Origin of the sequence: Mycolicibacterium boenickei, from assembly GCF_010731295.1 — a bacterium.
In the GTDB taxonomy this organism is placed as follows: domain Bacteria; phylum Actinomycetota; class Actinomycetes; order Mycobacteriales; family Mycobacteriaceae; genus Mycobacterium; species Mycobacterium boenickei.
In genome coordinates, this window is sequence record NZ_AP022579.1 from 5,788,638 (window position 1) to 5,813,253 (window position 24,616).

17 protein-coding genes are annotated in these 24,616 nt (G+C 66.5%); 4 read left to right on the top strand and 13 right to left on the bottom strand.

Annotated features, from left to right (window positions below; translation table 11 throughout):
- Nucleotides 1-6: 6 nt before the first annotated feature.
- Together G6N57_RS27715 and G6N57_RS27720 are read right to left on the bottom strand one after the other, a co-directional pair.
- Nucleotides 7-1,416, bottom strand: a complete 1,410-nt coding sequence (locus G6N57_RS27715) for a WS/DGAT/MGAT family O-acyltransferase (RefSeq protein WP_077743520.1) — start codon at nt 1,414-1,416, stop codon at nt 7-9.
- Nucleotides 1,417-1,533: 117 nt separating this feature from the next.
- Nucleotides 1,534-3,387 carry an ABC transporter ATP-binding protein/permease gene (locus G6N57_RS27720; RefSeq protein WP_077743519.1) on the bottom strand — a complete coding sequence of 618 codons (1,854 nt, stop codon included), beginning with the start codon at nt 3,385-3,387 and terminating at the stop codon, nt 1,534-1,536.
- 156 nt (nt 3,388-3,543) lie between these two features.
- On the opposite strand from G6N57_RS27720, the gene G6N57_RS27725 reads away from it, so the two are divergent.
- Nucleotides 3,544-4,041, top strand: a complete 498-nt coding sequence (locus G6N57_RS27725; protein WP_077743518.1) for an Rv3235 family protein — start codon at nt 3,544-3,546, stop codon at nt 4,039-4,041.
- Here the strand turns inward: G6N57_RS27725 and secA are convergent.
- From secA to G6N57_RS27740, 3 genes are all read right to left on the bottom strand, one after another.
- Nucleotides 4,038-6,890, bottom strand: coding sequence for a preprotein translocase subunit SecA (gene secA, locus G6N57_RS27730; protein WP_097926417.1), 2,853 nt, complete (start codon nt 6,888-6,890; stop codon nt 4,038-4,040). The two genes, G6N57_RS27725 and secA, sit on opposite strands and share 4 nt — an antisense overlap.
- A gap of 171 nt (nt 6,891-7,061) precedes the next feature.
- Nucleotides 7,062-7,745 (bottom strand): ribosome hibernation-promoting factor, HPF/YfiA family, encoded by a 684-nt coding sequence (gene hpf, locus G6N57_RS27735; RefSeq protein WP_036440178.1) that lies wholly within the window; start codon nt 7,743-7,745, stop codon nt 7,062-7,064.
- A gap of 297 nt (nt 7,746-8,042) precedes the next feature.
- Nucleotides 8,043-8,672 carry a ComF family protein gene (locus G6N57_RS27740; protein WP_077743517.1) on the bottom strand — a complete coding sequence of 210 codons (630 nt, stop codon included), beginning with the start codon at nt 8,670-8,672 and terminating at the stop codon, nt 8,043-8,045.
- Nucleotides 8,673-8,810: 138 nt separating this feature from the next.
- Here G6N57_RS27740 and G6N57_RS27745 point away from each other — a divergent pair, with 138 nt between their 5' ends.
- On the top strand, nt 8,811-10,064 hold the full coding sequence (locus G6N57_RS27745) for an IS30 family transposase (protein WP_077739882.1): 1,254 nt from the start codon (nt 8,811-8,813) through the stop codon (nt 10,062-10,064).
- Between the two features lie 61 nt (nt 10,065-10,125).
- Here the strand turns inward: G6N57_RS27745 and lpqB are convergent, their stop codons facing one another.
- The 6 genes from lpqB to G6N57_RS27775 are packed head-to-tail and all read right to left on the bottom strand — an operon-like array spanning nt 10,126 to nt 17,181.
- Nucleotides 10,126-11,886 carry an MtrAB system accessory lipoprotein LpqB gene (gene lpqB, locus G6N57_RS27750; RefSeq protein WP_097926347.1) on the bottom strand — a complete coding sequence of 587 codons (1,761 nt, stop codon included), beginning with the start codon at nt 11,884-11,886 and terminating at the stop codon, nt 10,126-10,128.
- Nucleotides 11,883-13,544, bottom strand: a complete 1,662-nt coding sequence (mtrB, locus tag G6N57_RS27755) for an MtrAB system histidine kinase MtrB (RefSeq protein ID WP_077743516.1) — start codon at nt 13,542-13,544, stop codon at nt 11,883-11,885. The genes lpqB and mtrB overlap by 4 nt, the downstream gene beginning before the upstream one ends.
- Entirely contained in the window at nt 13,541-14,227 is a 687-nt protein-coding gene (gene mtrA, locus G6N57_RS27760; protein WP_019343547.1) for a two-component system response regulator MtrA, read from the bottom strand. The genes mtrB and mtrA overlap by 4 nt, the downstream gene beginning before the upstream one ends.
- A gap of 52 nt (nt 14,228-14,279) precedes the next feature.
- The gene (locus G6N57_RS27765; protein WP_077743515.1) at nt 14,280-14,912 is read right to left on the bottom strand and encodes a dTMP kinase; all 633 of its coding nucleotides are present in this window, start codon (nt 14,910-14,912) and stop codon (nt 14,280-14,282) included.
- A gap of 29 nt (nt 14,913-14,941) precedes the next feature.
- Nucleotides 14,942-15,961 carry a tetratricopeptide repeat protein gene (locus G6N57_RS27770; protein WP_077743514.1) on the bottom strand — a complete coding sequence of 340 codons (1,020 nt, stop codon included), beginning with the start codon at nt 15,959-15,961 and terminating at the stop codon, nt 14,942-14,944.
- Entirely contained in the window at nt 15,958-17,181 is a 1,224-nt protein-coding gene (locus G6N57_RS27775) for an ATP-binding protein (protein ID WP_077743513.1), read from the bottom strand. The genes G6N57_RS27770 and G6N57_RS27775 overlap by 4 nt, the downstream gene beginning before the upstream one ends.
- Nucleotides 17,182-17,344: 163 nt before the next feature.
- Between G6N57_RS27775 and G6N57_RS27780 the strand changes: the two genes are divergently transcribed.
- Nucleotides 17,345-19,195, top strand: a complete 1,851-nt coding sequence (locus G6N57_RS27780) for a fatty acyl-AMP ligase (protein ID WP_077743512.1) — start codon at nt 17,345-17,347, stop codon at nt 19,193-19,195.
- A 580-nt stretch (nt 19,196-19,775) separates the two neighbouring features.
- On the top strand, nt 19,776-21,533 hold the full coding sequence (gjpA, locus tag G6N57_RS27785) for an outer membrane porin GjpA (protein ID WP_077743511.1): 1,758 nt from the start codon (nt 19,776-19,778) through the stop codon (nt 21,531-21,533).
- Nucleotides 21,534-21,595: 62 nt separating this feature from the next.
- Here gjpA and G6N57_RS27790 read toward each other — a convergent pair whose 3' ends face one another.
- Both G6N57_RS27790 and ahcY read right to left on the bottom strand, forming a co-directional pair.
- A complete protein-coding gene (locus G6N57_RS27790) occupies nt 21,596-22,843 on the bottom strand; it encodes a lipase family protein (protein WP_407665998.1) in 1,248 nt (415 codons plus the stop codon).
- A 210-nt stretch (nt 22,844-23,053) separates the two neighbouring features.
- Nucleotides 23,054-24,514 (bottom strand): adenosylhomocysteinase, encoded by a 1,461-nt coding sequence (gene ahcY, locus G6N57_RS27795; protein WP_077743509.1) that lies wholly within the window; start codon nt 24,512-24,514, stop codon nt 23,054-23,056.
- Nucleotides 24,515-24,616 lie beyond the last annotated feature (102 nt).

The following is a 24,616-nucleotide window of genomic DNA, read 5'->3' on the forward strand; positions in this document are numbered from 1 at the left end:
CCAGGATTACTTCGCGGCTTCGAGCAATTCCTCAAGAGATTCACGGAGCAGGCTCGGCAGGACGTCGACATCGCTCATCGCGTCCCGGTCGGCGTTGATCCCGAAATAGAGCATGCCGTCGTACGAGGTCACCCCGATGGCCAGAACCTGGTTCTGCAGCAGCGGCGGCACCGCGTAGGTCTCCAGCAGTTTGGTGCCCGCGACATACATCTGTTTCTGGGCCCCGGGCACGTTGGTGATCAGCAGGTTGAACAAGCGCGCCGAGAATCCGGTCGCCACGCGAATACCCATGGCGTGCAAGGTCGGCGGCGCGAAACCGGACAGCGTCACGATGGTGCGCGCGTCGACCAGGCTGGCCGCGGTGGGATGCGATTCGGTGGCATGGGCGATCTGCGACAGCCGCACCACCGCGTTGCCCTCACCGACGGGGAGGTCGACCAGGAACGGCGAGACCTCGCTGATGGCCTGTCCTGGCCCGGAGGAGTCCAGTTCGGCATCCGGGTACACCGACATCGGCGCCATCGCCCGCACCGTGGTGGTCGGGGTCACCGGCTCCCCGCGCGACAACAACCAGTTGCGCAGCGCGCCGGCCACGACGGCCAGGACGACGTCGTTGATGTCGCAGTTGTAGCGGGCCCGCACCAGCCGGTAGTCCTCCAGCCGGTGCTGATCCACCGAGAACCGCCGGTTGCGCGAGACCGTGGTGTTCAGCGGGCTGCTGGGCGCGGTGCCACGCGCCACCGTGCGGGCCACCTCGGCAACCCGCCGCCCCACCGCGGCGAGTTCGCTGGCGCTGGTGGCCACCTCGGTCACGGTGTCCCGTAGGGCGGCCAGCTGACTGGTCGGCCGGGTGATCCACTCGCCGATCGCACCCAGCATCAACTGGCGGTCGCTGGGTTCGCGGGCCGGAATCCAGATGTCCTCGCCGAACTCCGGCGGTTTCTGCGAACGGTCGACGATCACATGCCCGATCTCGAGTGCGGTCATGCCGTTGACCAGGGCCTGGTGCGTCTTGGTGTAGATCGCGATGCGGTTCTTGGTCAGCCCTTCGACCAGGTACATCTCCCACAGCGGGCGGGTCCGGTCCAAGGGCCGCGAGCCCAGCCGGGCGATCAGGTCGTGCAACTGCGCGTCGCTGCCCGGGGACGGCAGCGCCGAGCGCCGGATGTGGTAGGTGATGTCGAAATCCCGGTCGTCCACCCACACCGGCCGGGCCAGGCCCAGCGTCACCTCACGCACCTTCTGCCGGTAACGCGGTATCTGCGGCAACCGGTGTTCGACGGTCTCCAACAGGGTCTCGTAGCTCAAGCCGGCCCGCGGCTTCCGCAGGATCGACAAGGACCCGACATACATGGGCGTAGCGGTGTTCTCCAGGTGGAAGAACGCTGCGTCGGACGCCGACAGCCTGCTCACCATGCGGCGCCAACCTCCCCTTCTCGCTCCGCTTGAACCCCGTCACGTTAACCGGCGATTCGGCCGCCGCGCATCACGGGTGCTACCCCGCGTCAATTTCACGGCGGGGCCACCGCATGTTCACGCCGAAATCACCGAGAGCTCCCAACTCCCGTCACCCTCCAGGTTCAACCGGGACCGGTGGTGGCGATCGACCGTGGACCGGTGGCCCACGCTGACCACCACACAATCGGGTAACCGTTCCCGCACCAACCCATACATGGCGTCTTCGAGTCCCTCGTCCAACGCCGACGTCGACTCGTCGAGGAACACCACCCGCGGACGCACCAGCAGCACCCGCGCGATCGAGACCCGCTGTTGTTCACCCAGCGACAGCACCGACGCCCAGTCGGCCTCCTCCTCCAGCCGTTCCGTCAGATGCCCCAGGGCGACCGCGCGCAACGTATCCCGCAGTTCGCTGTCGCTCACGTCGGCAATCGGGAGCGGGTACACCACCGCGGCCCGCAGATCACCGAGCGGCAGGTACGGCAGTTGAGGCAGGAACAGCGTCGCCCATCCGGGCGGATACCGGACCAGTCCCGCTGTCCGCGGCCACAACTCGGCCAGGCTCCGCAACAGGGTGGTCTTGCCGCACCCTGACGGCCCCTTCACCACCAGGCTGTCCCCCGGGTTCAACACCATGGTGAGATCGCTGATCAGCGGGCGCCCCCGCAGATCATCGACCTCCACGTCGGTCAGTGCCAGCGAATCCTCCGCGGGGCCGACGACGATCCTGGGCAGTTCCCGCGCCCGGCGGTCGTGCTCGAGCATCTGGTCGATCCGCATCAGGGCGGCCCGGTAGACCGTGAATTCGTCATAGCTGTCCCGGAAGAAGGCCATTGCGGCACAGACGTTTCCGAACGCCGCGACAGTCTGCAGCAGACCGCCGAGCGTGATCTGCCCGGTGAAGAACCGGGGCGCCTGCACGATGTAGGGAATCATGCCGGTCGTCACATCGCCGACGCCGCGGTTCCACCCGTTGAGTCGCAGCTGCGCGAACACGATCCGCCACATGTTGGCGATGATCTCGGCGAACCGGGAGTGCAGCAGGCCGCGTTCCCGCTCGGAACCACGGTAGAAGGCCGCGCGCTCGGCACTGTCCCGCAAGCGCACCAGGGCGTACCGGAAACTCGCGCTGAACCGTTCGTTGAGGAAGTTCAGCCGCACCAGCGGACGTCCGATCCAGAACGCGATCACCGTCACCGTGATCGAGAAGACGAACGCCACGAACACCATGGCCCGCGGAATCACCCAGCCGCCCAACTGCAACGGCCCCGACAGTTGCCACAGCACGCCGGTGAACATCACGATCAACAGTGACTTGTTGACCGCCCCGACGCTGAGGTCCACCGACTTCGTGGTGACGGTCTCGACATCGTTCTGGATGCGCTGGTCGGGGTTCTCCACCGGGGGATCGAGAAAGCGGTTGCGGTAGAACGCATCACCGGTCATCCAGTCGTCGACCAGCCGCGTGTTGAGCCAGATGCGCCAACGGATCGAAAAGACCCGGCGCAGGAACAGGTCGACCACCGTGTAGATCACCGTGAGCGCCACCAGAATCCCGCTGATCGCAAACGACGTCATGAACGCCTGGCGCGCGGCATCCAATTTCTCGGCGTCGTGGGTGGCCAGTGCCTCCGAGCCGGCCTGCACCGCATTCATCAGATCCGCGTACTGGTAGGTGAAGATCACCACCACCCGCGCCGAGTACACGGTGTGCCACAGGATGAACGCCAGCAGCGCCCATGTGCGCCAGCTACCCCGGCCGCTGAAGAACGGTGCGTTGACCCGCCAGAACTGTCGTCCCCACCGGGTGAACCTCGCGATGACCAGCGCCACGGCCAGGAACACCACGAGCGTGACCACCCACGCCTGCAACGTCCAGATCAGCGAGCGCAGCGGCTCGGCCGGCCAATCGATGCTGGGCTGAACCATTCCGCTCCCCCTGGTTCGACGACTCCCGTCACGCTAACCGGCCAAAGCGAGCACCGGATTCTCCGTGCTTCCGGCACGCCGAACCCGTGCGATCATGAGTAGGTCTGCACCTCTCCAGCAGATGTCGTCCGTGATGCCGACCGCTGGAGGTTGCCTGTGCCCATTCCCAAACTCGCTGCCCAGTCCCTGACCGCCCCGGTCATCGACTACGAGCCACCGGCATTGCCCCTGGGCGAGACTCCGGCTCAGCTGCCGTTGCATGCGGCGTGCCCGACGCCGACCGTGCTGCACGGCCACAGCCCACGCCGATTGCGGTTGGTCAGCCCCGAGCCGGAACGGCAATTGCAACCCGGCGCCGCACAGTTCGCCGACATGGCCCTGCGCCGGGTCCTCGAGGTAGTCGACCGGCGCAGGCCTCCGGCCCAGCTGAGATCGTTGATGAGCCAACTGCTGCTCGACGCGGTCGTCTCCGCGGCCAAACCGCGGCACCCGACCACGGCGAGCCTGCGCCGGGTGGGGCTGCGCCCGGCAGCCTCATCCGAGGCCGCCGAGCTGTTCGCCACCTACACCCGTGGCGCGCGGGTACGCGCCATCGCCGGGCGTATCGAATTACGCAGTGGCCGTTGGCAACTCACTGCGCTGCAGGTCGGTTAGCTCTTGCGGTGCGACTTCGCCGGCCGGCCGGTCTTGGCCTGCTTGCGGGCCGCTTCGCGACGCTCACGCCGGGTACCACCGGTCGGAGCGGAATGCCGTCCACCGCCACCGGAATGCTGCACCTCGGCGCTGCCGTCCTCGGCAGGCCCGGTGTAGGTCAGCGGCGGGGCTTCGTTCTCGATCCCCTTCGCGCGCAACGCCGGCGCGGGGCGCTCCTTGGTGGCCACCGCACCCGACTCCGCATCAGCCGCCGTGGCCTCGCCGGCCTTCGCCGCGGCCGCCGCGGCGAACTCGGCCAGCCCGGTGGGCGCGGCCACCGGGGCTACCTGAGCGCTGGGCGCAGGCGCAGCCTCGACCTGGACGTTGAACAGGAATCCGACCGACTCCTCCTTCAGCGCGTCCAGCATGCCGACGAACATGTCGTAGCCCTCGCGCTGGTACTCGACCAGCGGGTCGCGCTGGGCCATCGCCCGCAGACCGATGCCCTCCTTGAGGTAATCCATCTCGTAGAGGTGCTCACGCCACTTGCGGTCGATCACGTTGAGCAGCACGTTGCGCTCCAACTGCCGCATCGCGCCCTCACCGGCCAGCTCTTCGAGCTGCTTCTCGCGCTCGGCGTAGGCACGGTCGGCATCCTTGATCAACGCGTCGAGCAGTTCCTCACGCGTCAGCTCACCGGGCTCACCGACAGCATCCGAGTCGATCAGATCGTGGTGATCGATGCCGACCGGGTACAGCGTCTTGAGCGCCTCCCACAGCTTCGCCAGATCCCAGTCCTCGGCGTAGCCCTCGGCGGTGGCACCGTCGACATAGGCGGTGATCACGTCGACGAGCATGTCGTGGGCCTGCTCCTGGAGGTTCTCGCCCTCCAGCAGCATGCGGCGCTCCTTGTAGATGACCTTGCGCTGCTGGTTCATCACCTCGTCGTACTTGAGGACGTTCTTGCGGACCTCGAAGTTCTGCTGCTCGACCTGGGTCTGCGCGCTCTTGATGGCGCGGGTCACCATCTTGGCCTCGATCGGCACATCGTCGGGCAGGTTGAGCCGGGTCAGCAGCGACTCGAGCGTCGCGCCGTTGAACCGTCGCATCAACTCATCGCCCAGCGACAGGTAGAACCGGGACTCACCCGGGTCACCCTGGCGGCCCGAGCGGCCGCGCAGCTGGTTGTCGATACGGCGCGACTCGTGGCGTTCGGTGCCCAGCACGTACAGACCGCCGGCCTCGACGACCTTCTCGGCTTCCTTGCTGGCCTCGGCCTTGATCGTGGTGAGGGTGTCGTCCCAGGCGGCCTCGTATTCCTCGGGGGTTTCCACCGGGTCGAGGCCCTTTTCCCGCAGTCGCTTGTCGGCCAGGAAGTCGGCGTTGCCGCCCAGCACGATGTCGGTACCGCGGCCGGCCATGTTGGTGGCGACCGTGATGGCGCCGAGCCGGCCGGCCTCGGCGATGATGTTCGCCTCCTGCTCGTGGTACTTCGCGTTGAGCACGTTGTGCGGGATCTTGCGCTTGGTGAACTGCCGCGACAGGTACTCGGAGCGTTCGACGCTGGTGGTACCGATCAGCACCGGCTGGCCCTTTTCGTAGCGCTCGGCCACGTCGTCGACGACCGCGATGTACTTGGCTTCCTCGGTCTTGTAGATCAGGTCGGACTGATCGGCACGGACCATCGGCTTGTTGGTCGGGATCGGCACCACGCCCAGCTTGTAGATCTCGTGCAGCTCGGCGGCCTCGGTCTCGGCCGTACCGGTCATGCCGGACAGCTTGTCGTAGAGGCGGAAGTAGTTCTGCAGCGTGATGGTCGCCAGGGTCTGGTTCTCGGCCTTGATCTCGACGTGCTCCTTGGCCTCGATCGCCTGGTGCATGCCCTCGTTGTAGCGGCGGCCCAGCAGCACGCGGCCGGTGAACTCGTCGACGATGAGTACCTCGCCGTCGCGGACGATGTAGTCCTTGTCGCGCTGGAACAGCTCCTTGGCCTTGATGGCGTTGTTCAGGTAGCTGACCAGCGGCGAGTTGGCGGCCTCGTACAGGTTCTCGATACCCAGCTGGTCCTCGACGAACTCCACACCCAGCTCGTGCACACCGATGGTGCGCTTGCGGATGTCGACCTCGTAGTGGACGTCCTTCTCCATCAGCGGGGCCAACCGGGCGAACTCGCTGTACCAGTTGGAGGCACCGTCGGCCGGGCCCGAGATGATCAGCGGGGTGCGGGCCTCGTCGATCAGGATCGAGTCGACCTCGTCGACGATCGCGAAGTTGTGGCCGCGCTGCACCATGTCGTCGACCGAGTGCGCCATGTTGTCGCGCAGGTAGTCGAAGCCGAACTCGTTGTTCGTGCCGTAGGTGATGTCGGCGGCGTAGGCGGCGCGGCGTTCCTCGGGTGTGAGGCCCGAAAGGATGACACCCACCTCCAAGCCGAGGAACCGGTGCACGCGGCCCATCCACTCGCTGTCGCGCTTGGCCAGGTAGTCGTTGACCGTGACGACGTGGACGCCCTTGCCGCTCAGCGCGTTGAGGTAGGCGGGCAGCACCGCGGTCAGGGTCTTGCCCTCACCGGTCTTCATCTCGGCGACGTTGCCGAAGTGCAGGGCCGCACCACCCATGATCTGGACTTCGAAGTGCTTTTGGGACAGCACCCGCCAGGCGGCCTCACGGGCGACGGCGAACGCCTCGGGCAGCAGGTCGTCGAGGTCCTCGCCGTCGGCGATCCGCTTCTTGAACTCGTCGGTCTTGGCTCGCAGCTCGGCGTCGGAGAGCTTCTCCATGCCGTCGGACAAGGTGTCGACATAGTCGGCGACCTTCTTGAGGCGCTTGACCATGCGGCCTTCACCGAGACGGAGCAACTTCGACAGCACGCTATTTCCCCTGTGGGTTCGATGGATCCCGTGGGCGGGATCGGTCGGGCTTGTTGGCCTCCATCGTAGGTGAAGGGTCGAAGTCGCTGGTTCTGCCGGCGCGAAGAAACAAAAACGCACCTCGGATTGCTCCGAGGTGCGGTTTTGTTCGTTCGGTCCTGGCGATACGCGTCAGGCCAGGCGGATCAGTCCGTAGTCGTAGGCGTGGCGCCGGTAGACCACCGACGGCCGGTCACTCTCCTTGTCGTGGAACAGGAAGAAATCGTGTCCCACCAGCTCCATCTCGTAGAGGGCGTCGTCGACGGTCATCGGCTTCGCCGGGTGTTCCTTGGTCCGCACGATCCGGCCCGGCTCATGGTCGTCGAGACCATCCGCCAGTCCGGCGTCGGCCGTCGCCGTCGGTTGGGTTTCGAACAGCGTCTCGTGTGCCGTCGCTTCGGCCAGCGAGACCGGAGTCTTGTCGCCGTAGTGGATCTTGCGGCGGTCCTTGCTCTTGCGCAGCCGGCTCTCGAGTTTGCCCGCCGCGGACTCCAGAGCGGCGTAGAAACTGTCCGCGCAGGCCTCGCCACGAACCACGGGGCCACGGCCGCGGGCCGTGATCTCGACGTGCTGGCAGTTTTTGCGCTGACGGCGGTTGCGTTCGTGGTCGAGCTCGACGTCGAACAGGTAGATGGTGCGGTCGAACCGCTCCAGGCGCGACAACTTCTCCGAGACGTAGATACGGAAGTGGTCTGGAACTTCGACGTTTCGACCCTTGACCACAACCTCTGCGTTCGGCTCCGGGGTGGTGTCACCGACCTGTTCGTCGGGGTCGACCACCATGGTGGCGCTTGAATCCGGGGAATGGGTTGACATACTCGGCAACTCGTTTCTCTCAGTTGTCACACGCATCACGCGTGCCCTACTTCTCAACGAATCGGATGGTGCCGGTGGGCGGCGAAAGTTTGCTCCACCCAGCGGCGAAAGGTGTCGGGTACTCACCTCCTACCGTTTGGCGGTGAAGTGGCGCTGTGCTTCTCGGAGCGCCGCCGTGAGTCATTCACGGGTGGTTGCTGCCGACGGTAGTCCGTGTTCACCCACTCGTGCCACCAATTTCAAATACGTGTTCTCAGTTCTTCATGTGGGTTTGATCGCAGCGAAATGACGCGCGCGTCAAGCATGGGAAATCGCCAGTACAGCGGCGACCAGAGCCCCGCCGCGCGCGAGCATCCGCACCGATTCGGCCGCCGTCGCACCGGTGGTGACGATGTCGTCGACCAGCACCACCTCCCCGGCGACCGGCCTGATCAGACGCACCCGGCCGGCGATGTTGCGCTGCCGCGCGGCGCCGGACAGGCCGACCGAATCACGCACCCACGGACGCAGTCGCAGCGCAGGCACGACCCGCACCCCCGGCAGACCGGCCGCCGCCGACGTCGCGATCCTGCTGACCGGATCACCTCCGCGGCGACGCGCGGCGGCTCGCCGCGTGGGCGCCGGTACGACGGTCACCGGAGTGCCGATGATGCCCCAGGTCAGCAGGTGCTGCAGGCCGCCGTTCAGCGCCCCGGCCAGCGGCGCCACGAGGTCCGTGCGTCCCTTTTCCTTGGCGGCGACGATTGCGCGCCTGCGGACGCCGGCATGGCGGCCCAGCGCGAAGACCGGGACACCCGGATCGGTCCGTGGCGTGAACAGGTGCGGCTCGTCGGCGCCGACGCCGAGCGCGGCGGCACACGACGCACACCATCTCGTCGACGGCGCCCCACAGCCACCGCACTCCAGCGGCAGGATGAGGTCGAACATGCCGGCAGTCTGCGCGCCCGCACCGACATCAGCGGATGCGCATTCGCCTGACTTCGCCGATTTCTACCGCTGGGTCGCGAAACCCGGCTTGAGTTCAAGGGGTCTACGCAACACACCTTCTGATTTGAGGAGTGTTGCATGGCTCGGGGTTCGTTCCAGTCGAGAAAGCGGTTGTTTTGGGAGCGGGTCCGCGAAGGCCTGTTGCCCGGGGATGCCGGTGTGGCCGTCGGCGTGTCAGCGACCTGTGGACGGCGGTGGTTTCGTCAAGCTGGCGGGGTGAAACCGCACGTGAGTAAGCCTTCGGGCACCGGTGCGCGTCGACGGTTGAGTTTGCAGGAGCGCATCGAGATCCAAGCCGGCGTCCACGCCGACGAATCGCTGCGTTCCATCGGTCGACGGCTGGGCCGACCGGCCTCGACGATCAAACGCGAGATCGACGAGAACACCGAACTGCGCACCCGCAAGAATCCACACAAATCGGGGTATCGACGCAAGCATGCCTTCGGGGCTCAACAGAGTGGAGCCTCGGCGAAAGTGGTCTACCGCGCGTTGTCTGCCCACGACCGATCCGCTGATCGGGCCAGGCGACCCAAACAACGCCGCCTGGCGCGCAATGACAGGTTGCGTCAGCAGGTGCAGAGTCGATTGGAGTTGCGGCACAGCCCGGCGCAGATCGCCCAGCGGCTGCGCATCGACTTTCCCGACGATCCGGAGATGTGGGTGTCACACGAAGCCATTTACCAGGCGATCTACGTGCAGGGACGGGGTTCGTTACGCCGAGAACTGCACCAGTGTCTGCGAACAAAACGGGCAATACGACGACCTCAACATCAGCCCGGAACTCGACGCAGCCGCATCCCGGACATGATCAACATCAGCCAACGCCCACCGGAGGTGGCCGACCGCGCAGTGCCCGGGCATTGGGAAGGCGATCTCATCATGGGCAGCACCGCCTCAGGCTCGGCGATCGGCACCCTGGTCGAACGCAGCACCCGGTTCGTGATGCTGCTGCACCTGCCCGACGACCACAGCGCCGAAAGTGTGCAAAACGCCATCGTCGCCAAGATCACCCAGCTGCCCGCGCACCTGCGCCGCTCGTTGACCTGGGATCAGGGCATTGAGATGTCCAACCACCGTGCCATCGCCAAAGCCACCGATCTCGACATCTACTTCTGCGATCCACATTCACCCTGGCAACGTGGCAGCAACGAGAACACCAACGGGCTACTGCGCCAATACTTCCCCAAAAGCACTGACCTGTCGGTCTACGGCGAGCACTACCTCGACTACGTCGCAGCCGAACTCAACGGCCGACCCCGCAAAACCCTTGAATGGAAAACCCCGGCCGAAGCACTCAACGAACTACTCTCAAAACCACCAGCTGTTGCGTAGACCGCTTGAAACCACCCGGCGGTGCACAGCCCAGGGGTGGAAACCGGCGCGGCGGGCGGTCTCAGCCGGGCAGCACCGGCGACGAGCCGGGAATCATCAACGGGCGCACCTCGACCCACCCGGGATTGTTCTCACTGGCCGAAGCCGACAGCTGCAGCACACCGCGTTGGTCGGAGACGTACACCGTGGACGGATTGGCGGCCACGGTTCCCACCGGGGCCACCAGATTGCGGCTGGGCCCATCGGAATTCACGCCGTCGAGGTTCACATACGACACCGGGTGCGCCGGATCGGTCCGGCTGACCACGATGTCGTCGCCGGTGCGCCACGACAGCGACACCACGCTGTTGCCGAGCCCGAAACCGAGGCGCCGCGGATAGGTCAGCAGGAACTGCCCCTCGGGCGTCCGTTCGATCCCGGCCAGGATCACCTGCCCACCGATCACCATCGCCGCGCGCGTGCCGTCGCGGGAGAGCTGCAATTCGGTGATCGGTCCGGGATATCGGGTGACCACGGCCGCCACGTCGACCGGGATGCGGGCCGGCACACCGGACGCGTCGCGGATGGCCCGCACCACGTTGACGTCGTCGACCACCACCCACACGGCCTGGTCCAGGGACCAACTGGGGCGGCTGAGGTTTCGGCCTTCGATGGCCATCGCGGTGGGCCCGCCCAGCGGCCCCATCCACAGCGACGCGGCAGTCGCCTCCGGGGCATCGGGCAACACCACGACCGACGCCGCGTCCTGTCCGTTGCGCGACACCGCGGCCGACTTCTGATTGGGGGCCGAACCGAAGGCACCGGGCACGCGGCTGGTGCTCTGTCCGTCCAGCGCCACCAGCGAGCCGCCCACCAGCGCGTGCAGGCCGGCCGCCGCGCCGGGCACCGCGCCCGGATCGGCCGCCGCGACATCGGAGGTTTCCCAGCCGTCGGCGAACCGGTCGTCCAGCGGCGCACCGTCGGCGTTGATGACATACGGCCCGCTGATCCCGGCCCGGGACAGCGTCCAGATGATCTGTGCGGCAAGCAGTTGCCGGCTGTGCGGATCGGTGGTCGAGAGGTTGTCGAGGTCGATGCGGGCCCCACCGTAACCGCGACCCACACCGGTCTTGCCGCCGTCGGCGCGGGTGACCGGGCCGCGCATCCGAAGCGGTGCGTCGAGCAGGTTGCGCACGGATCTGGCCATCTCGGGACGCGGTCCGGCCACCAGTTTGGAGATCAGTTCGGTCGCCAACTGGTCGGGATCGGACACCGCGACATAGCGAGGATCGGGTACGACCGTGGTTCCGGTCGGGTCGACGAAATACAGCGTGTTGCGCTTGTACGTCGACTGAAACTGTTGCCAGTCAAGGAAAACGCCGTTGGGCAGCCGGTCGATGCGCCAGCCGCCAGGGGTTTGGACGAGCTCGATGGGCCCGGGGTCGGGCAGCGCGCCCTCCCCCGTCTCGAACACTCCCATGTCGGAAAGCGATCCCAGGATGTCCGCCCGCATGCTCACCGAAACCCGGTCCGAGGCACGGGTTTCGACGAACACCACCCGGTCGAGCAGCAGCGCGCTACCGGCGTCGTCCCAGGAACTGGAAGCGGAGTCGGTGAGGAACTGCCGGGCCGCCAGATGCCGGTTTGCGGGATCGGCAGTGGCCTTGAGGAACTCGCGCAGCAGCACATCGGGATCCATGCCCGGCGCCGGTTTGGGCAGGTTCGGTGGTGCCGGCTTGTCGACCGTGCCGATGGCCTGCGGGGAAGACGAATTCGGGATTCCCGCGCACCCGGACACCAGGACAACCAGACCGACGATCACCACCGTCAGCAGGCGCTTCACACGTTCTCCTCCGCATGCTCCCGGTCTCGGTTGGGACGCTGCCGCTGCTTCTGCTGCGGCGCAGCAGGTTTGAGCGGCAACGGGCTCGTGGTCGCCTTGTGCCCACGCACCAGTGGCAGCGTCAGGCGGAAGCAGGCCCCCTTGCCCGGTTCGCCCCACGCTTCCAACCGGCCCTGGTGCAGGCGGGCGTCCTCGATGCTGATGGCCAGGCCCAGACCGGTGCCGCCGGAGCGGCGTACCCGCGACGGGTCCGACCGCCAGAACCGGCTGAAGACCAGCTTTTCCTCACCGGGGCGCAGGCCGACACCGAAGTCGCGGACGGTGACGGCGACGGTGTCCTCGTCCGCCGCCATCCGGATACGCACCGGCTTGCGTTCGGCGTGATCGATGGCGTTGGCGATGAGGTTGCGCAGGATCCGTTCCACCCGACGGGGATCCACCTCGGCGATCACGTCATCGGCAGGCATGTTGACGTCCAGCTCCACCTCGGCATCGGCGGCCAGGTGCCCGACGTTGTCCAGCGCGCTCTGCACCGTGGACCGCAGATCGACCGACTCCACCGACAGCTCGGCCACGCCGGCGTCGTGGCGGGAGATCTCCAGCAGGTCTGCCAGCAGGGTCTCGAAGCGGTCCAGCTCGTTGACCATCAATTCGGTGGACCGCCGCAGTGCGGGGTCGAGGTCCTCGCTGTGGTCGTGGATCAGGTCGGCCGCCATGCGCACCGTGGTCAGCGGGGTGCGCAGTTCGTGACTTACGTCAGAAGTGAAGCGGCGCTGCAGGTTTCCGAATTCCTCGAGCTGCTGGATCTGGCGGGACAGGCTCTCGGCCATGTCGTTGAACGACACCGCCAGCCGGGCCATGTCGTCCTCGCCGCGCACGGGCATCCGCTCGGTGAGGTGCCCTTCGGCGAACCGCTCGGCGATCCGCGAGGCCGACCGCACCGGCTGCACGATCTGGCGGGCCACCACGAGGGCGATCGCGGCGAGCAGACCCAGCAGCACCACGCCGCCGGTCGCCATGGTGCCGCGCACCAGCGAGATGGTGCTTTCCTCGTTGTTCAACGGGAAGATCAGGTAGAGCTCAAGATTGGGCACCGACGAGGACGCCGGGCTGCCGACGATCAACGCCGGGCCGGAGAACGCATCGGTGGTCACCGTGGCGTACTGGTAACTCACCTGACCGGCTTTGACGAAGTCGCGCAAGGCGTTCGGCACCTGCTGCACCGGCCCGGCCGCGGCGGCTTCGCGTGGACCGTCGCCGGGAACGATGAGGACCGCGTCGAACGCCCCGGCCACGTCCGCCCGGGCGTCGGCCTTGCGGTCGATCAGCGTGTTCCGGGCGAGCTGCAGGCTGCTGTCGAGCGACCGGCTCTCCTCACCGCCGACGATGCCGCCGACCGTGACCCGGGCCCGCTCGACCTCCTCGGTGGCGGCCTTGACCTTGACCTCGAGAATCCGGTCGGTGATCTGGCTGGTCAGCACGAAGCCGAGAACCAGGATCACGGCAAGCGAGAGCCCCAAGGTCAAAGTGACCACGCGCAATTGCAGCGAACGTCGCCACACCAGGCTCAGCGCCCTGCCGAGCGTCCCCAATCCGCGCAACAGTGGGCCGGAACCTCCCCAGCGCCCACGGATGCGCCGTCTGGAGCTGAAGATCACGGGGGTCCGGCCTTGTATCCCACTCCTCGAACGGTCAACACCACCTGCGGGTTCTCCGGGTCTTTCTCGACCTTGGCCCGCAACCGCTGGACATGCACGTTCACCAAACGGGTGTCAGCGGGGTGACGGTATCCCCACACCTGTTCGAGCAGCACATCACGAGTAAACACCTGGCGTGGTTTGCGTGCCAGCGCCACGAGCAGGTCGAACTCCAGCGGTGTCAGCGAAATCTGCTCGCCCTGACGGGTCACCTTGTGGGCCGGCACATCGATCTCGACATCGTTGATCGAGAGCAGCTCGGCGGGCTCGTCCTCGTTGCGGCGCAGCCGGGCGCGCACGCGGGCGACCAGTTCCTTCGGCTTGAAGGGCTTCATCACGTAGTCGTCGGCGCCGGATTCCAGGCCGAGCACCACGTCGACGGTGTCGGTCTTCGCGGTCAGCATGACGATCGGCACGCCGGAGTCGGCACGGAGCACGCGGCACACGTCGATCCCGTTCATGCCGGGCAGCATCAGGTCCAGCAGGACCAGATCGGGCCGCAGTTCACGGACCGCGGTGAGCGCCTGACTGCCATCGCCGATGACCGCGGTGTCGAATCCCTCACCACGCAAGACGATGGTGAGCATCTCGGCCAGCGATGGGTCGTCGTCGACGACAAGGATCCTTTGCCTCATGGTGTCCATGGTGTCACCAGATCGCGATAAAACCGGGGTACCACACGCGGGTTTCTCGGCTTTATCTGCTGCTTAGGCGACCCGCCATGGCTGCGGGGTCCACATCCGGGCCCGCGATGGCCCACCGGCCGCCCCAATCGGCGGCCGCCAGCGCGGCATAGACCTCGCCGGTGCGCTGTTGCAGCCCGCCGTCCCGTTCGTAGGCATCCTTGGCCCGATCGGCCTCGGTGTTGGCGCGGTGCTCGGCCCGCGCAGCGGCCAGCTCGGTCGGGACGTCGAGCAGCACCTGCCAGTCCGGAGCGGGCATCTTGAGCCGGTCGAACTCGAGCTCACGCACCCAGGCGACCACCTCACCGGCCGCGTCCTGGTGCAGCCGGGCGGCACTGTAGGCGGCATTCGAGGCGACGTAGCGGTCCAGGATGACGACGTCGTAGACACCGAGCAGATGCTGGATCTCTTCCCGCGCCCCGGCCCGGTCGAGCGCGAACAGGGTGGCCATCGCGTAGACCGAGTCGGCCAGGTCCCCGTGGGCGCCGTGCAGCGCCTCGGCAGCCAGATCGGCGGGCACCGACTGGTGATAGCGCGGGAACGCCAGGCTGCCGACGGAGCGGTGATCGGCCTCGAACGCCGCCCGCAGACCGCCCGTCAATGTGCGTTTGCCTGCGCCGTCGACACCTTCGATCGCGATGAGCACAGTCGCAGCGTAATCGGTGCGACTGTCCCCTACTGACCGCTCAGCCAGCCATACACCCGCAGACACACGGTCCCGAACAACAGCACCGGCCCCAGGACATCGGTCAGCGGAGTCGATCCCGCCACAGCGGTGAGCACCCCGGCGGCGATCGCGAACACGAGGAACAGCAGCCGGACGGCCAGGAAGGTTCGCTCGCGCAGCACCGCACGCAGCGTCGGGCGCGGCACGCTGCGCGTCAACCACACGATCACCGCCACCAACCCGACAGCGAGCAGCGCGGCGAAAACCCTTGGGACCACCGTCGGTCGGGAGTCTCCGTGCATGGCCGTAACAGTGATCAACGCGACGGCCATGAAGATGACGCACGCCGTCGACAGCCGCAGTACCCGGTTCAGCACCACCCCGATGTTGCGCCGGGCCAGCGCGCCGAGCCCTGGATCCAGCCGGCCGGCCCCGAGGAATCCGTTGATCGAGGTCGTCAGCTTGCCCCACTTCAGCCGGGCGACAGCCAGATTGTGGACGGCCGACGCGTGGTCGGGTTGCAGCCGCAGGGCCGCTTGATAGTTGTCCTCGGCCGCCGTGAGACTTCGCAATGACCGGTGGATATCGCCGCGCAGCACCAGAGAATCCGCCGACTCCGGGTGCAGCCGCAGTGCCTCGTCGATCACGTAGAGCGCTTCGCGCGAACGCCCGGCGTCGTGCAGCAGACTGGCGTACGTGTAGTGCACGGAATGGATGTGTGGATTCTCCGTGGCTGCCCGCCACGCCATCTCCAGCGCTTCGTGGCGCCGTCCCTGCCCGTTCAGTGCCAGGGCGTACACGCGCATCACGTGTTCGTCACCCGGCGCGGCGGCCAGCGCCGACCAGGCGGCTTGGGCCGCACCCTGGTAGTCCTTCAATCCGAGCCGCGCCCTGGCGTACTGGGCCAGGAGTCCGGCGTCATTGGGTTCCTCGGCCAGTGCCGACTGCAGCACTTCAGCGGCACGCTGGTAGTTCCTGGTACCCAGATACGCCTCGGCGACGTCACCGGGCCGCGCGGCAGAGGTCACCGAAGTTTGTTCCGCCGCAGGTACTTTGCGAGATCGTCGTAGGTACCGTCACGGTTGCTGAACTCCACGACGTTGCGGGCGGTCTCGAACCAGGGGCCACTCGAGGGCCGGATCTGTTCCAATGCGGCTTCGATGTCGTCCATCTGGACGGGCCGCACCTGCCCGCTGCGGAGCGATTCGGCCATCGCCAATTGCGTTGCGGTATCGCACACGTGGGCCAGGTCGGCCCCGGAGAAGCCGTCGGTCCGTTTGGCCACCGACGCCAGGTTGATGCCCTCCACCGGCCGGTCCTGCAGGTGCAGCTTCATGATCGCCGCGCGAGCCTCCGCGTCAGGCAGTGACACGAAGATCATCCGGTCGAAGCGACCGGGCCTGCGCAGCGCGGCATCCACGTCCCATGGCGCGTTGGTCGCACCGAGCACGTAGACGCCGTCGTTGTTCGATGTGGCCGAATCCAGTTCTTCCAGAAGCGCATTCACCACGGTCCGCAATCCGGCCGACCCGCTCAACGCGGAGCGGCGATGGCCGAGCGCGTCCACCTCGTCGAAGAACAGCACGCAGGGCGCGTTGCGTCGCGCGTTGTCGAAGATCGACCGGACGCTGTGTTCGCTCTCGCCGAGCCAGCGGGACAGCACATCGGCGATACCGACCTGATAGAAGTTCGCCCCGAGCTCGCCGGACACCGCCTTGGCGAGGTACGTCTTGCCGCATCCGGGCGGGCCGTACAGCAGCAGCCCACCACGTGCCGACACCTTGAACGCCTTCATCAGCTCGGGGTTGCGGATCGGGCCCAGCAGCGAGAGCTCGAGCTGTTTCTTGACGTCGGCCATCCCGGCGATGTCGGCGAGCCGCACCGCCGTGCGCTGCACCACGTCGAAGTCTTTGTCGCTGACCGCCTCCGCCGGTTCGGAGACGAATGCGGGTTTGACGATGTCGGCGACCTGCTGCTCGGCGGCAGTCCAGTCGAAGCCGCGGGCGGATTCCGCGGGCACAGCAGGCGCGGGCGCCGCACCCGTCAGGCCGGCGCTGCACTGTTGCAGCAAGGTCACCGCCCGGGTGTTCGAGGCGTCCATGGCCAGCACCGCACTGCAATGTGTCAGCGCCTCGGCGTAGCGGTGCCGCTCGACCAACAATGTGGCCAGGTGCAGCCTCAACTCCGCCAGCTCCGGGCTGCGCTCGACAGCAGCAGCTAACTCTTCGATGACCGCATCCTCAGCCATTGGCACCCCCGATTGATCGCTCGGGAAAATCCTATCCGGAGGCAGGCACCACCCTGCTCGGGTAATTCAGGCGCCCGGGACAGGCACGACAAGATAGCCGGGCTTATTTTTGCGTCCGGTACGGTCGCCTGATCCCAGGAATCGCCGACGGATGAGATAGCGAATGAACCAAGACACCACCCTTGCCGCAGCCACCTTGATCGACCTGCTGCAGCAGCGCGCCGAAACCTATCGAGACAAGGTCGCGTTCAGCTTCTCCTACGACGGCGACGACGTGGATCGCACCCAGCTGACGTATGCCGACCTGGACCGGCGGGCCCGGGCGATCGCGTCCACGCTGCAGCGACTCGGCGCCGCCGGTGAGCGGGTCCTGGTGCTGTGCCGGCCCGGCCTGGACTCCATCGCCGGATTCTTCGGCTGCATCTACGCGGGTGCGGTCGCCGTGCCGGTGCACGAGAGGTTGGCGCCGAGGCTGTCCTCGGTCGTGCCCGACGCACATGCCCGGTTCGCGCTCGCCACCGCCGAGACGCAGTCGAAGATCAAGGCCGCGATCGACGAGCTCGCCGAGGGGCGCGACCTGCAGTGGATCCGCACCGACGAGGACGACGACGGCGCCGGACGGGCCGACAACTGGGTGGCGCCCGACCTCGACCCGGGCGCAATCGCGATGGTGCAGTACACATCCGGCTCCACCACCACGCCGAAGGGCGTCGCGCTGACGCACCGCAACCTGCTGCACAACATGGAGTCGATCCGCCAGGTGTGGCACGGCGACGACACCGCGATCAGCGTGTTCTGGTTGCCGTCGCACCACGACATGGGACTGATCGGCGGGATCCTGTCGATGCTCTACGTCGGCTGCACCACCCATCTCATGTCGCCGTCCTCGTTCGTGAAGCGCCCGATGGGCTGGCTGGAGGCGCTGTCCCGGCATCGCGCAACCTTCACCGCCGCACCGAATTTCGCCTACGACCTGTGTGTCGAACACAGCACTGCCGAGCAGCGTGCGGCGCTCGATCTGTCGAACCTGGCCACCGCGATGAACGGCGCCGAGCCGGTGCAGGCCACCACGCTGCAGCAGTTCTCCGACGCGTTCGCTCCGGCCGGTTTCCGGCCTGAGGCGTTCTGTCCCGTGTACGGACTGGCGGAGGCCACCTTGCTGGTGTCGGGAGGCTCGGACGCCGAGCTACCGGTGGTTGCGCATGTCGATCGCACCGGGCTCCGATCGGACCGCGTCGTCGACGCCCGGCCCGAGCTTTCGTCCACGGTCGCGCTGGTGAGTTGTGGTCGGCCCCGAGGCGGCCAGCAGGTCGTCGTCGTCGATCCGGTGACCCACCGGCCGTGCGAGGTCGACGAAGTCGGCGAGATCTGGATCGCGGGCCCCAGTGCGGGCTGGGGGTATTGGGCCAGGCCGGAGGAGACCGCCCAGACGTTTTCGGCGGTGCTGCCCGAAACCTCGGCCGGCCCGTTCCTCCGCACCGGAGATCTGGGTTTCCTACGGTCGGGCGAGCTGTTCATCACGGGCCGCTGCAAAGACCTGGTCGTCATCCGCGGCGGCAATTACTACCCGAACGACATCGAGCGCACCGTGCAGGCCTGCCACTCCGTGCTGGTGTCCGGCCGCGGCGCGGTCTTCGCAATCACGCCCGGGCTGGGCGCGGTCGAACAGTTGGTGGTCGTCCAGGAGGTGGAGCACCAGCGCGATCCCGCGGTCGACCTCGCCGAGGTGGCCGCGACGGTCCGCGACGCCGTGACCGAGCGCTACGGACTCGAGCCGAACTCGGTGCTGCTGGTGCCACATGTGTCGATTCCGACCACCTCGAGCGGCAAGATCCAACGAGGTCAGTGCCGCAGGCAGTTCCTCGACGGGGAGATCGCGCCCGTGGCGCAGTGGTGCGCACCGGCGGCTGCCGACGACCTCGCCAAGGCGCGCGAACTCGAGGCGGCGGTCCACATCGCCGAGCTGATCAAGGCCGAGGCGGCCCGCCAGCAGCAGGCCTCGGCCCTGAGCTGAGCCCGACGAGCCCACGCTCGCTTGTTTGCTGGATGAACCCCGCCGATAACCGCGGCACCTCAACCGGCAGTGGAATCTGCGGCAAAGGCCCAGTGTATCGACCTTTAGACCACCAACCGGGACGCGCAGAGATGAATCAATCAAAGTGCGCTGATTCGGCACGCCCGCGTGAGCCCGCGAGCAGTCCCACATGAGCAGTCCTCGAACGCGCGGCGAGAGCATACCCGCGCCGCAGGTGCGGCCGATTTGGCCCATTTTCCCTGCAGCACAACATATTTGAATATCGGCGACGAGAATCGAAATCAATCCGTGCGCGGCGCCACGCACCGACCGCGGAACCTTCGCGATGCACCGCAGACGCAACGACTCCCACCCCTGTCAGATGTCTGACAATTAGAAATTCATAACTATTTGCCATAGACCGCCCCCGCTGCCATGAGCAGCAAGGACACCGACGGGCCGGAATAGCCGAGAAACCCACTCACTTAAGGCAGCTAGAGAGATTGCCCGAATCTTGCCTTCTCAACTAATTCTCAGGCTAACGTCTGGGCGTTATTTACAGTTCCGAAAGGAAGATGTCGTGCAGCTCGCCTCCCCGACCCCCATAACCCCTGGTGAAAAGCAAGAAGTCGCCCGCCACTGGCTCACCGCCGCCGGCGTCGTCGTCGCCGCCACCGGGATGATCGCCGCCGCTCCCGGGCTCGCGCCCGTCCCGGCCACCGTTGCGCACGACATTCAGTCCGCCTCGGTCCGGCTCACCGCAGGGTGGGATCCGTTCGCACCGTGGCAAGCGGCGTTCGACACCGCGAAAGCCGGTGCCACCGTCCTCGGCGACAACTTCCTGCTGGCGCCCGGCGTGGGGCTGCAACAGGCGATCGCCAACCAGATCGGCTACGCCAAACAGCTTTTCGAGGACCCGTCCAGCTTTGAGGCGGTGTCACAGCAGTTCGCCGCCAATGTGATGAAGGTGGCGACGGGTCTCACCCTGATCGGCGCGGACGAGGCCACCAGGGATGCGGTGCTCAAGCACACCCTCGGCGGTCTGCACGGCCTGTCGCTCGACATGTTCCCGTCGTTCCTTGAGGAAGGCGTGGACGTCGAAACCTTCTCGGCGGTCATGAATGTCCTGGCCTCGCCGCTGAGCGGCGTCCTCATCGGATCTGTCGGTCCGGTGATCAGCCCGGCGGTGGCACTGCTCAACAGTGCCGTGGCGATTTCGGAGGCGCTGCAAGCCGGCGACTCGACGGCCGCGCTGTCCAGCCTGCTCGGAGTTCCGGCAGGCATGGTCGACGCCTTCCTCAACGGCGCCAACCTCAACCTCGATGCGCTCGCGCCGATGATCAACGATTCGGGGCTGGTGAAGGACACCGTCTCGATCGAGGGAATCAACATCGCGTTCGGTGGCCTGCTCACCCCCGGTTCGGTGGACAGGAACACCTACGAGTACACCGACGAGGAGGGCAACAAGGTAACCATCCCGTCGGTCGGTGGCTCGATCTTCAACAGCCTCGGACTGGACATCAAGTTCGCCGGCATCCCCATCTCGGTCGAGGGCGAGGCAGTCGGCCCGATCGGCGCACTGCAAGGCCTGTCGCAGACCGTCGGTGTGCTGCTCGGCAGCGGCTGGGATGACTGGGACGGCAAGGGAAATGCACCCGCACCGAAGCCGCCGCTGTTCGGACTGAAGCCGCTTGCGGTCGGCGACATCTTCAGCGACACCGCCGAAAGCCCCGGGGTCACCAAGCTTCGCGACATGCTCAAGGCGGCAACCGTCAACGACATCGTCAAGAAGCTGCAGGGCATCGACACCGGCGCCGAGACCGTCGCCGACAAGACGGTGGCGGACAAGACCGCCGAGGTCGCAGTGTCCGACACCACGGCGTCCGACCAGACGGCTGCGGCCACCGAGCTGACCCACACCACCGCGAACAAGATGGTGGCGGTCACCTTGCCGGCTGCGGACACCGCGACCGCGACCGAGGACGTCGCCAGCACGCCCGCCGTCGATGCGACCGAAAAGGCCAGTACGACAACGCCGCCGAAGCTCGACGTGCTTCCGAAGGCGCCGACCACCCGGCCCGACTCTTCGTTCGGCGCGAGCCAGCGCAAGGTCGCCCAGGGCATCCGGGACGCAGTCAAGAACGCCCGCAACGGATTCGGCGGATCCAGCACCCGCACGTCAACCGATTCCAGCGCGTCGACGTCCGGGTCCACGGATTCGACTGGCGGCTCCTCGAGCTCCAGCGCCTCGAACTCCGACAAGGGCAGCTCGACCGGCTCGGCGAAAGCCAAGGTCAAGGCCAAGCCCAAGACCACCAAGGACAAGAACAAAGACTGACCGAGCCTGTGTCACGACGGTGGGCCCCTCTTCGGAGGGGCTCATCGCGTGTCACCCATGGTCTAGAACTCTCCGCAATTGGGCGTGGTCGGTAATCCGTTGAAGCGGTCGGCGATCCACTGCATCCCCCGCTCGCCGTCGACGAGCATCGGCAGCGCGTGGTTGATCACCAACTTGTTCAGAAAGGGCGGCTCCTCGTTCGTCCAGAACTGGACGTCCGCGCCTTTGTCGCACCAATCCCGCCCGAGTTGGTTGGCCGCGGTCCACGGCACCAACGGGTCGTACCTGTTGCTCAGGATCAGCACCGGTGCATTCGGTTTGTAGCGGCCGATCTTCTGCATGTCGAACAGGGTGCTGAACGGTTCCTCGTTCACCGCCTGATGGATGTCGACGTTGAAGTAGGGCTGCAGGTGACGGAACATGAACTTGGTGATCGTCTCCGCGATGCACTGGTCCTGGACCTTCTGCAGCAGATCCGCCCCACGAGGGGTGAGCTTCGAGCGGATCAAGTCCTCGAACTCCGGGTAGCTGGTGATGACGGAGTTCAAGGCGTACCCGACCACGCCGACCAGCGCGCTGCCGTCGGCGTAGGGGAACAGTTCCTTCAGATCAGCCGGCGGGGCGCCCGCATAGGTACCGACCACATGCAGGTCCGGCGCATACGACGACGCCAACTCCGCGGCCGACGCCGCCGCGCCGCCGCCCTGCGAATAGCCCCAAAATGCCACCGGCCCATGCGGATCCAGTGAGGTGCCGGGAAGCTTCATCGCGGCCCGGCCGGCGTCGAGCATGGCGTTGCCCTCGGCAACCCGATTCACATACGTGTGCAAGCCGGGCGTCCCGAGACCCTGATAGTCGGTCATCACGATGGCGAATCCGCGCGCCACCATGGTGGCGACGAACAGCTCCTCGTAGTTGAACGCGATGTCGAGCCACGGGGACCAGTGGATGCCCTGATTGAACTGCCGCGACGGTGCGCACTGATCACCCTGGCCCTGGGTTCCCGGACCGTAGACGATCAGTGGACGCGGCCCTTTGCCCGGCCACGCGTTGTGCGGCTCGAAGTAGGTGCCGGTCACCGCCATCGGATTGCCACGAGCATCGGTGCTGCGGTACATGATTCGCGTTCCGTCCGCGACGATGGCACCGAGCTCACCGGACGGTTCGAGCACCAGCCGGGACGGCTCGGACTTGATCAGGTCCCCCGGCCCTCCTGGCAACGGGTCGGGCGGCGTGTAGAACTCGGCGTACTCGTCCTCGTTGAAGATCGGGTCATGCCCGTCGTTCGACGGATCGGCGTGTGCCGGCACCACACCGGCACCTCCGAGCAGCAGCAAGGCACCCAGAATCCCCCAGACCCGACCCACGAGCCGGAACAATAACAGTCAGTGTCTGCCAAATGTCCGATACCGACATGAGCACACCGCTTAACCGCGCCCCGTACCGCCCAGAAGACGCGAAAGCCCCCAAATCCACAGGGATATGGGGGCTTTGACGCCTGCTCGCGCAGAAGAGCCAACTCAGTAGCGGTAGTGCTCCGGCTTGTACGGGCCCTCGACGTCGACGCCGATGTACTCTGCCTGCTCCTTGGTGAGCTTGGTCAGCGTGCCGCCGAGTGCCTCGACGTGGATGCGCGCCACCTTCTCATCGAGGTGCTTGGCCAGGCGGTAGACCTCGTTGTCGTACTCGTCGTTCTTGGTCCACAGCTCGATCTGGGCGATCACCTGGTTCGAGAAGCTGTTGCTCATCACGAATGACGGGTGGCCCGTGGCATTTCCGAGGTTGAGCAGACGGCCCTCGCTCAGCACGATGATCGACTTGCCGGTGTCGCCGAAGGTCCACTGGTCCACCTGCGGCTTGATGTTCAGCCGCACCGCACCCGACTTCTCCAGCGCGGCCATGTCGATCTCGTTGTCGAAGTGGCCGATGTTGCCCAGGATCGCGTGGTCCTTCATCGCCTTCATGTGCTCGAGCAGGATGATGTCGAAGTTGCCCGTGGCGGTCACCACGATGTCGGCGTTGCCGATCGCCTCTTCGACGGTCACCACGTCGTAGCCGTCCATCAGCGCCTGCAGGGCGTTGATCGGGTCGATCTCGGTGACCTGCACGCGCGCACCCTGACCGGCCAGCGACTCGGCACAGCCCTTGCCCACGTCGCCGTAACCGCAGATCAGCACCTTCTTGCCGCCGATCAGCGCATCGGTGCCACGGTTGATGCCGTCGACCAGCGAGTGCCGGGTGCCGTACTTGTTGTCGAACTTGCTCTTGGTGACCGAGTCGTTGACGTTGATGGCCGGGAACGCCAGCTCACCCGCGGCGGCGAACTGGTACAGCCGCAGCACGCCGGTCGTGGTCTCCTCGGTGACACCCTTGACCGACTCGGCGATCTTGGTCCACTTGTCCTTCTCCGCCTCGAAGCGCGCACGCAGCACGCCGAGGAAGACCTTCCACTCGGCCGAGTCGTCTTCTCCGGCGGGCGGCACCACGCCGGCCTTCTCGTACTCGGCGCCGCGCAGCACCATCATGGTGGCGTCGCCGCCGTCGTCGAGGATCATGTTCGCCGGCTCGCCCTCCCAGGTGAGCATCTGCTCGGCGGCCCACCAGTACTCCTCCAGCGTCTCGCCCTTCCAAGCGAAGACCGGGGTGCCCTTGGGCTCTTCGGGGGTGCCGTTCGGACCGACGACGACGGCCGCCGCGGCGTGATCCTGGGTGGAGAAGATGTTGCAGGAAGCCCAGCGGACCTCGGCGCCGAGAGCCACCAGCGTCTCGATCAGCACCGCGGTCTGCACCGTCATGTGCAGCGATCCGGAGATGCGTGCCCCCTTGAGCGGCTGCACGTCGTGGTACTCGCGACGCAACGCCATCAGGCCTGGCATCTCGTGTTCGGCGAGGCGGATCTCCTTGCGGCCGAAATCGGCCAGCGACGGGTCGGCCACCTTGAAGTCAATGCCGTTGAGGTTGTCCGCCTTCAACTCGGTCATGTAGAGCCCTCTTTCATTCGTGATTGCTTGCCGGCGCACGGGTGCGCCAAATGGCGACGCCACATGCAGATACCTCTAGCCTGCGGGCTCGCGGGACAGGCG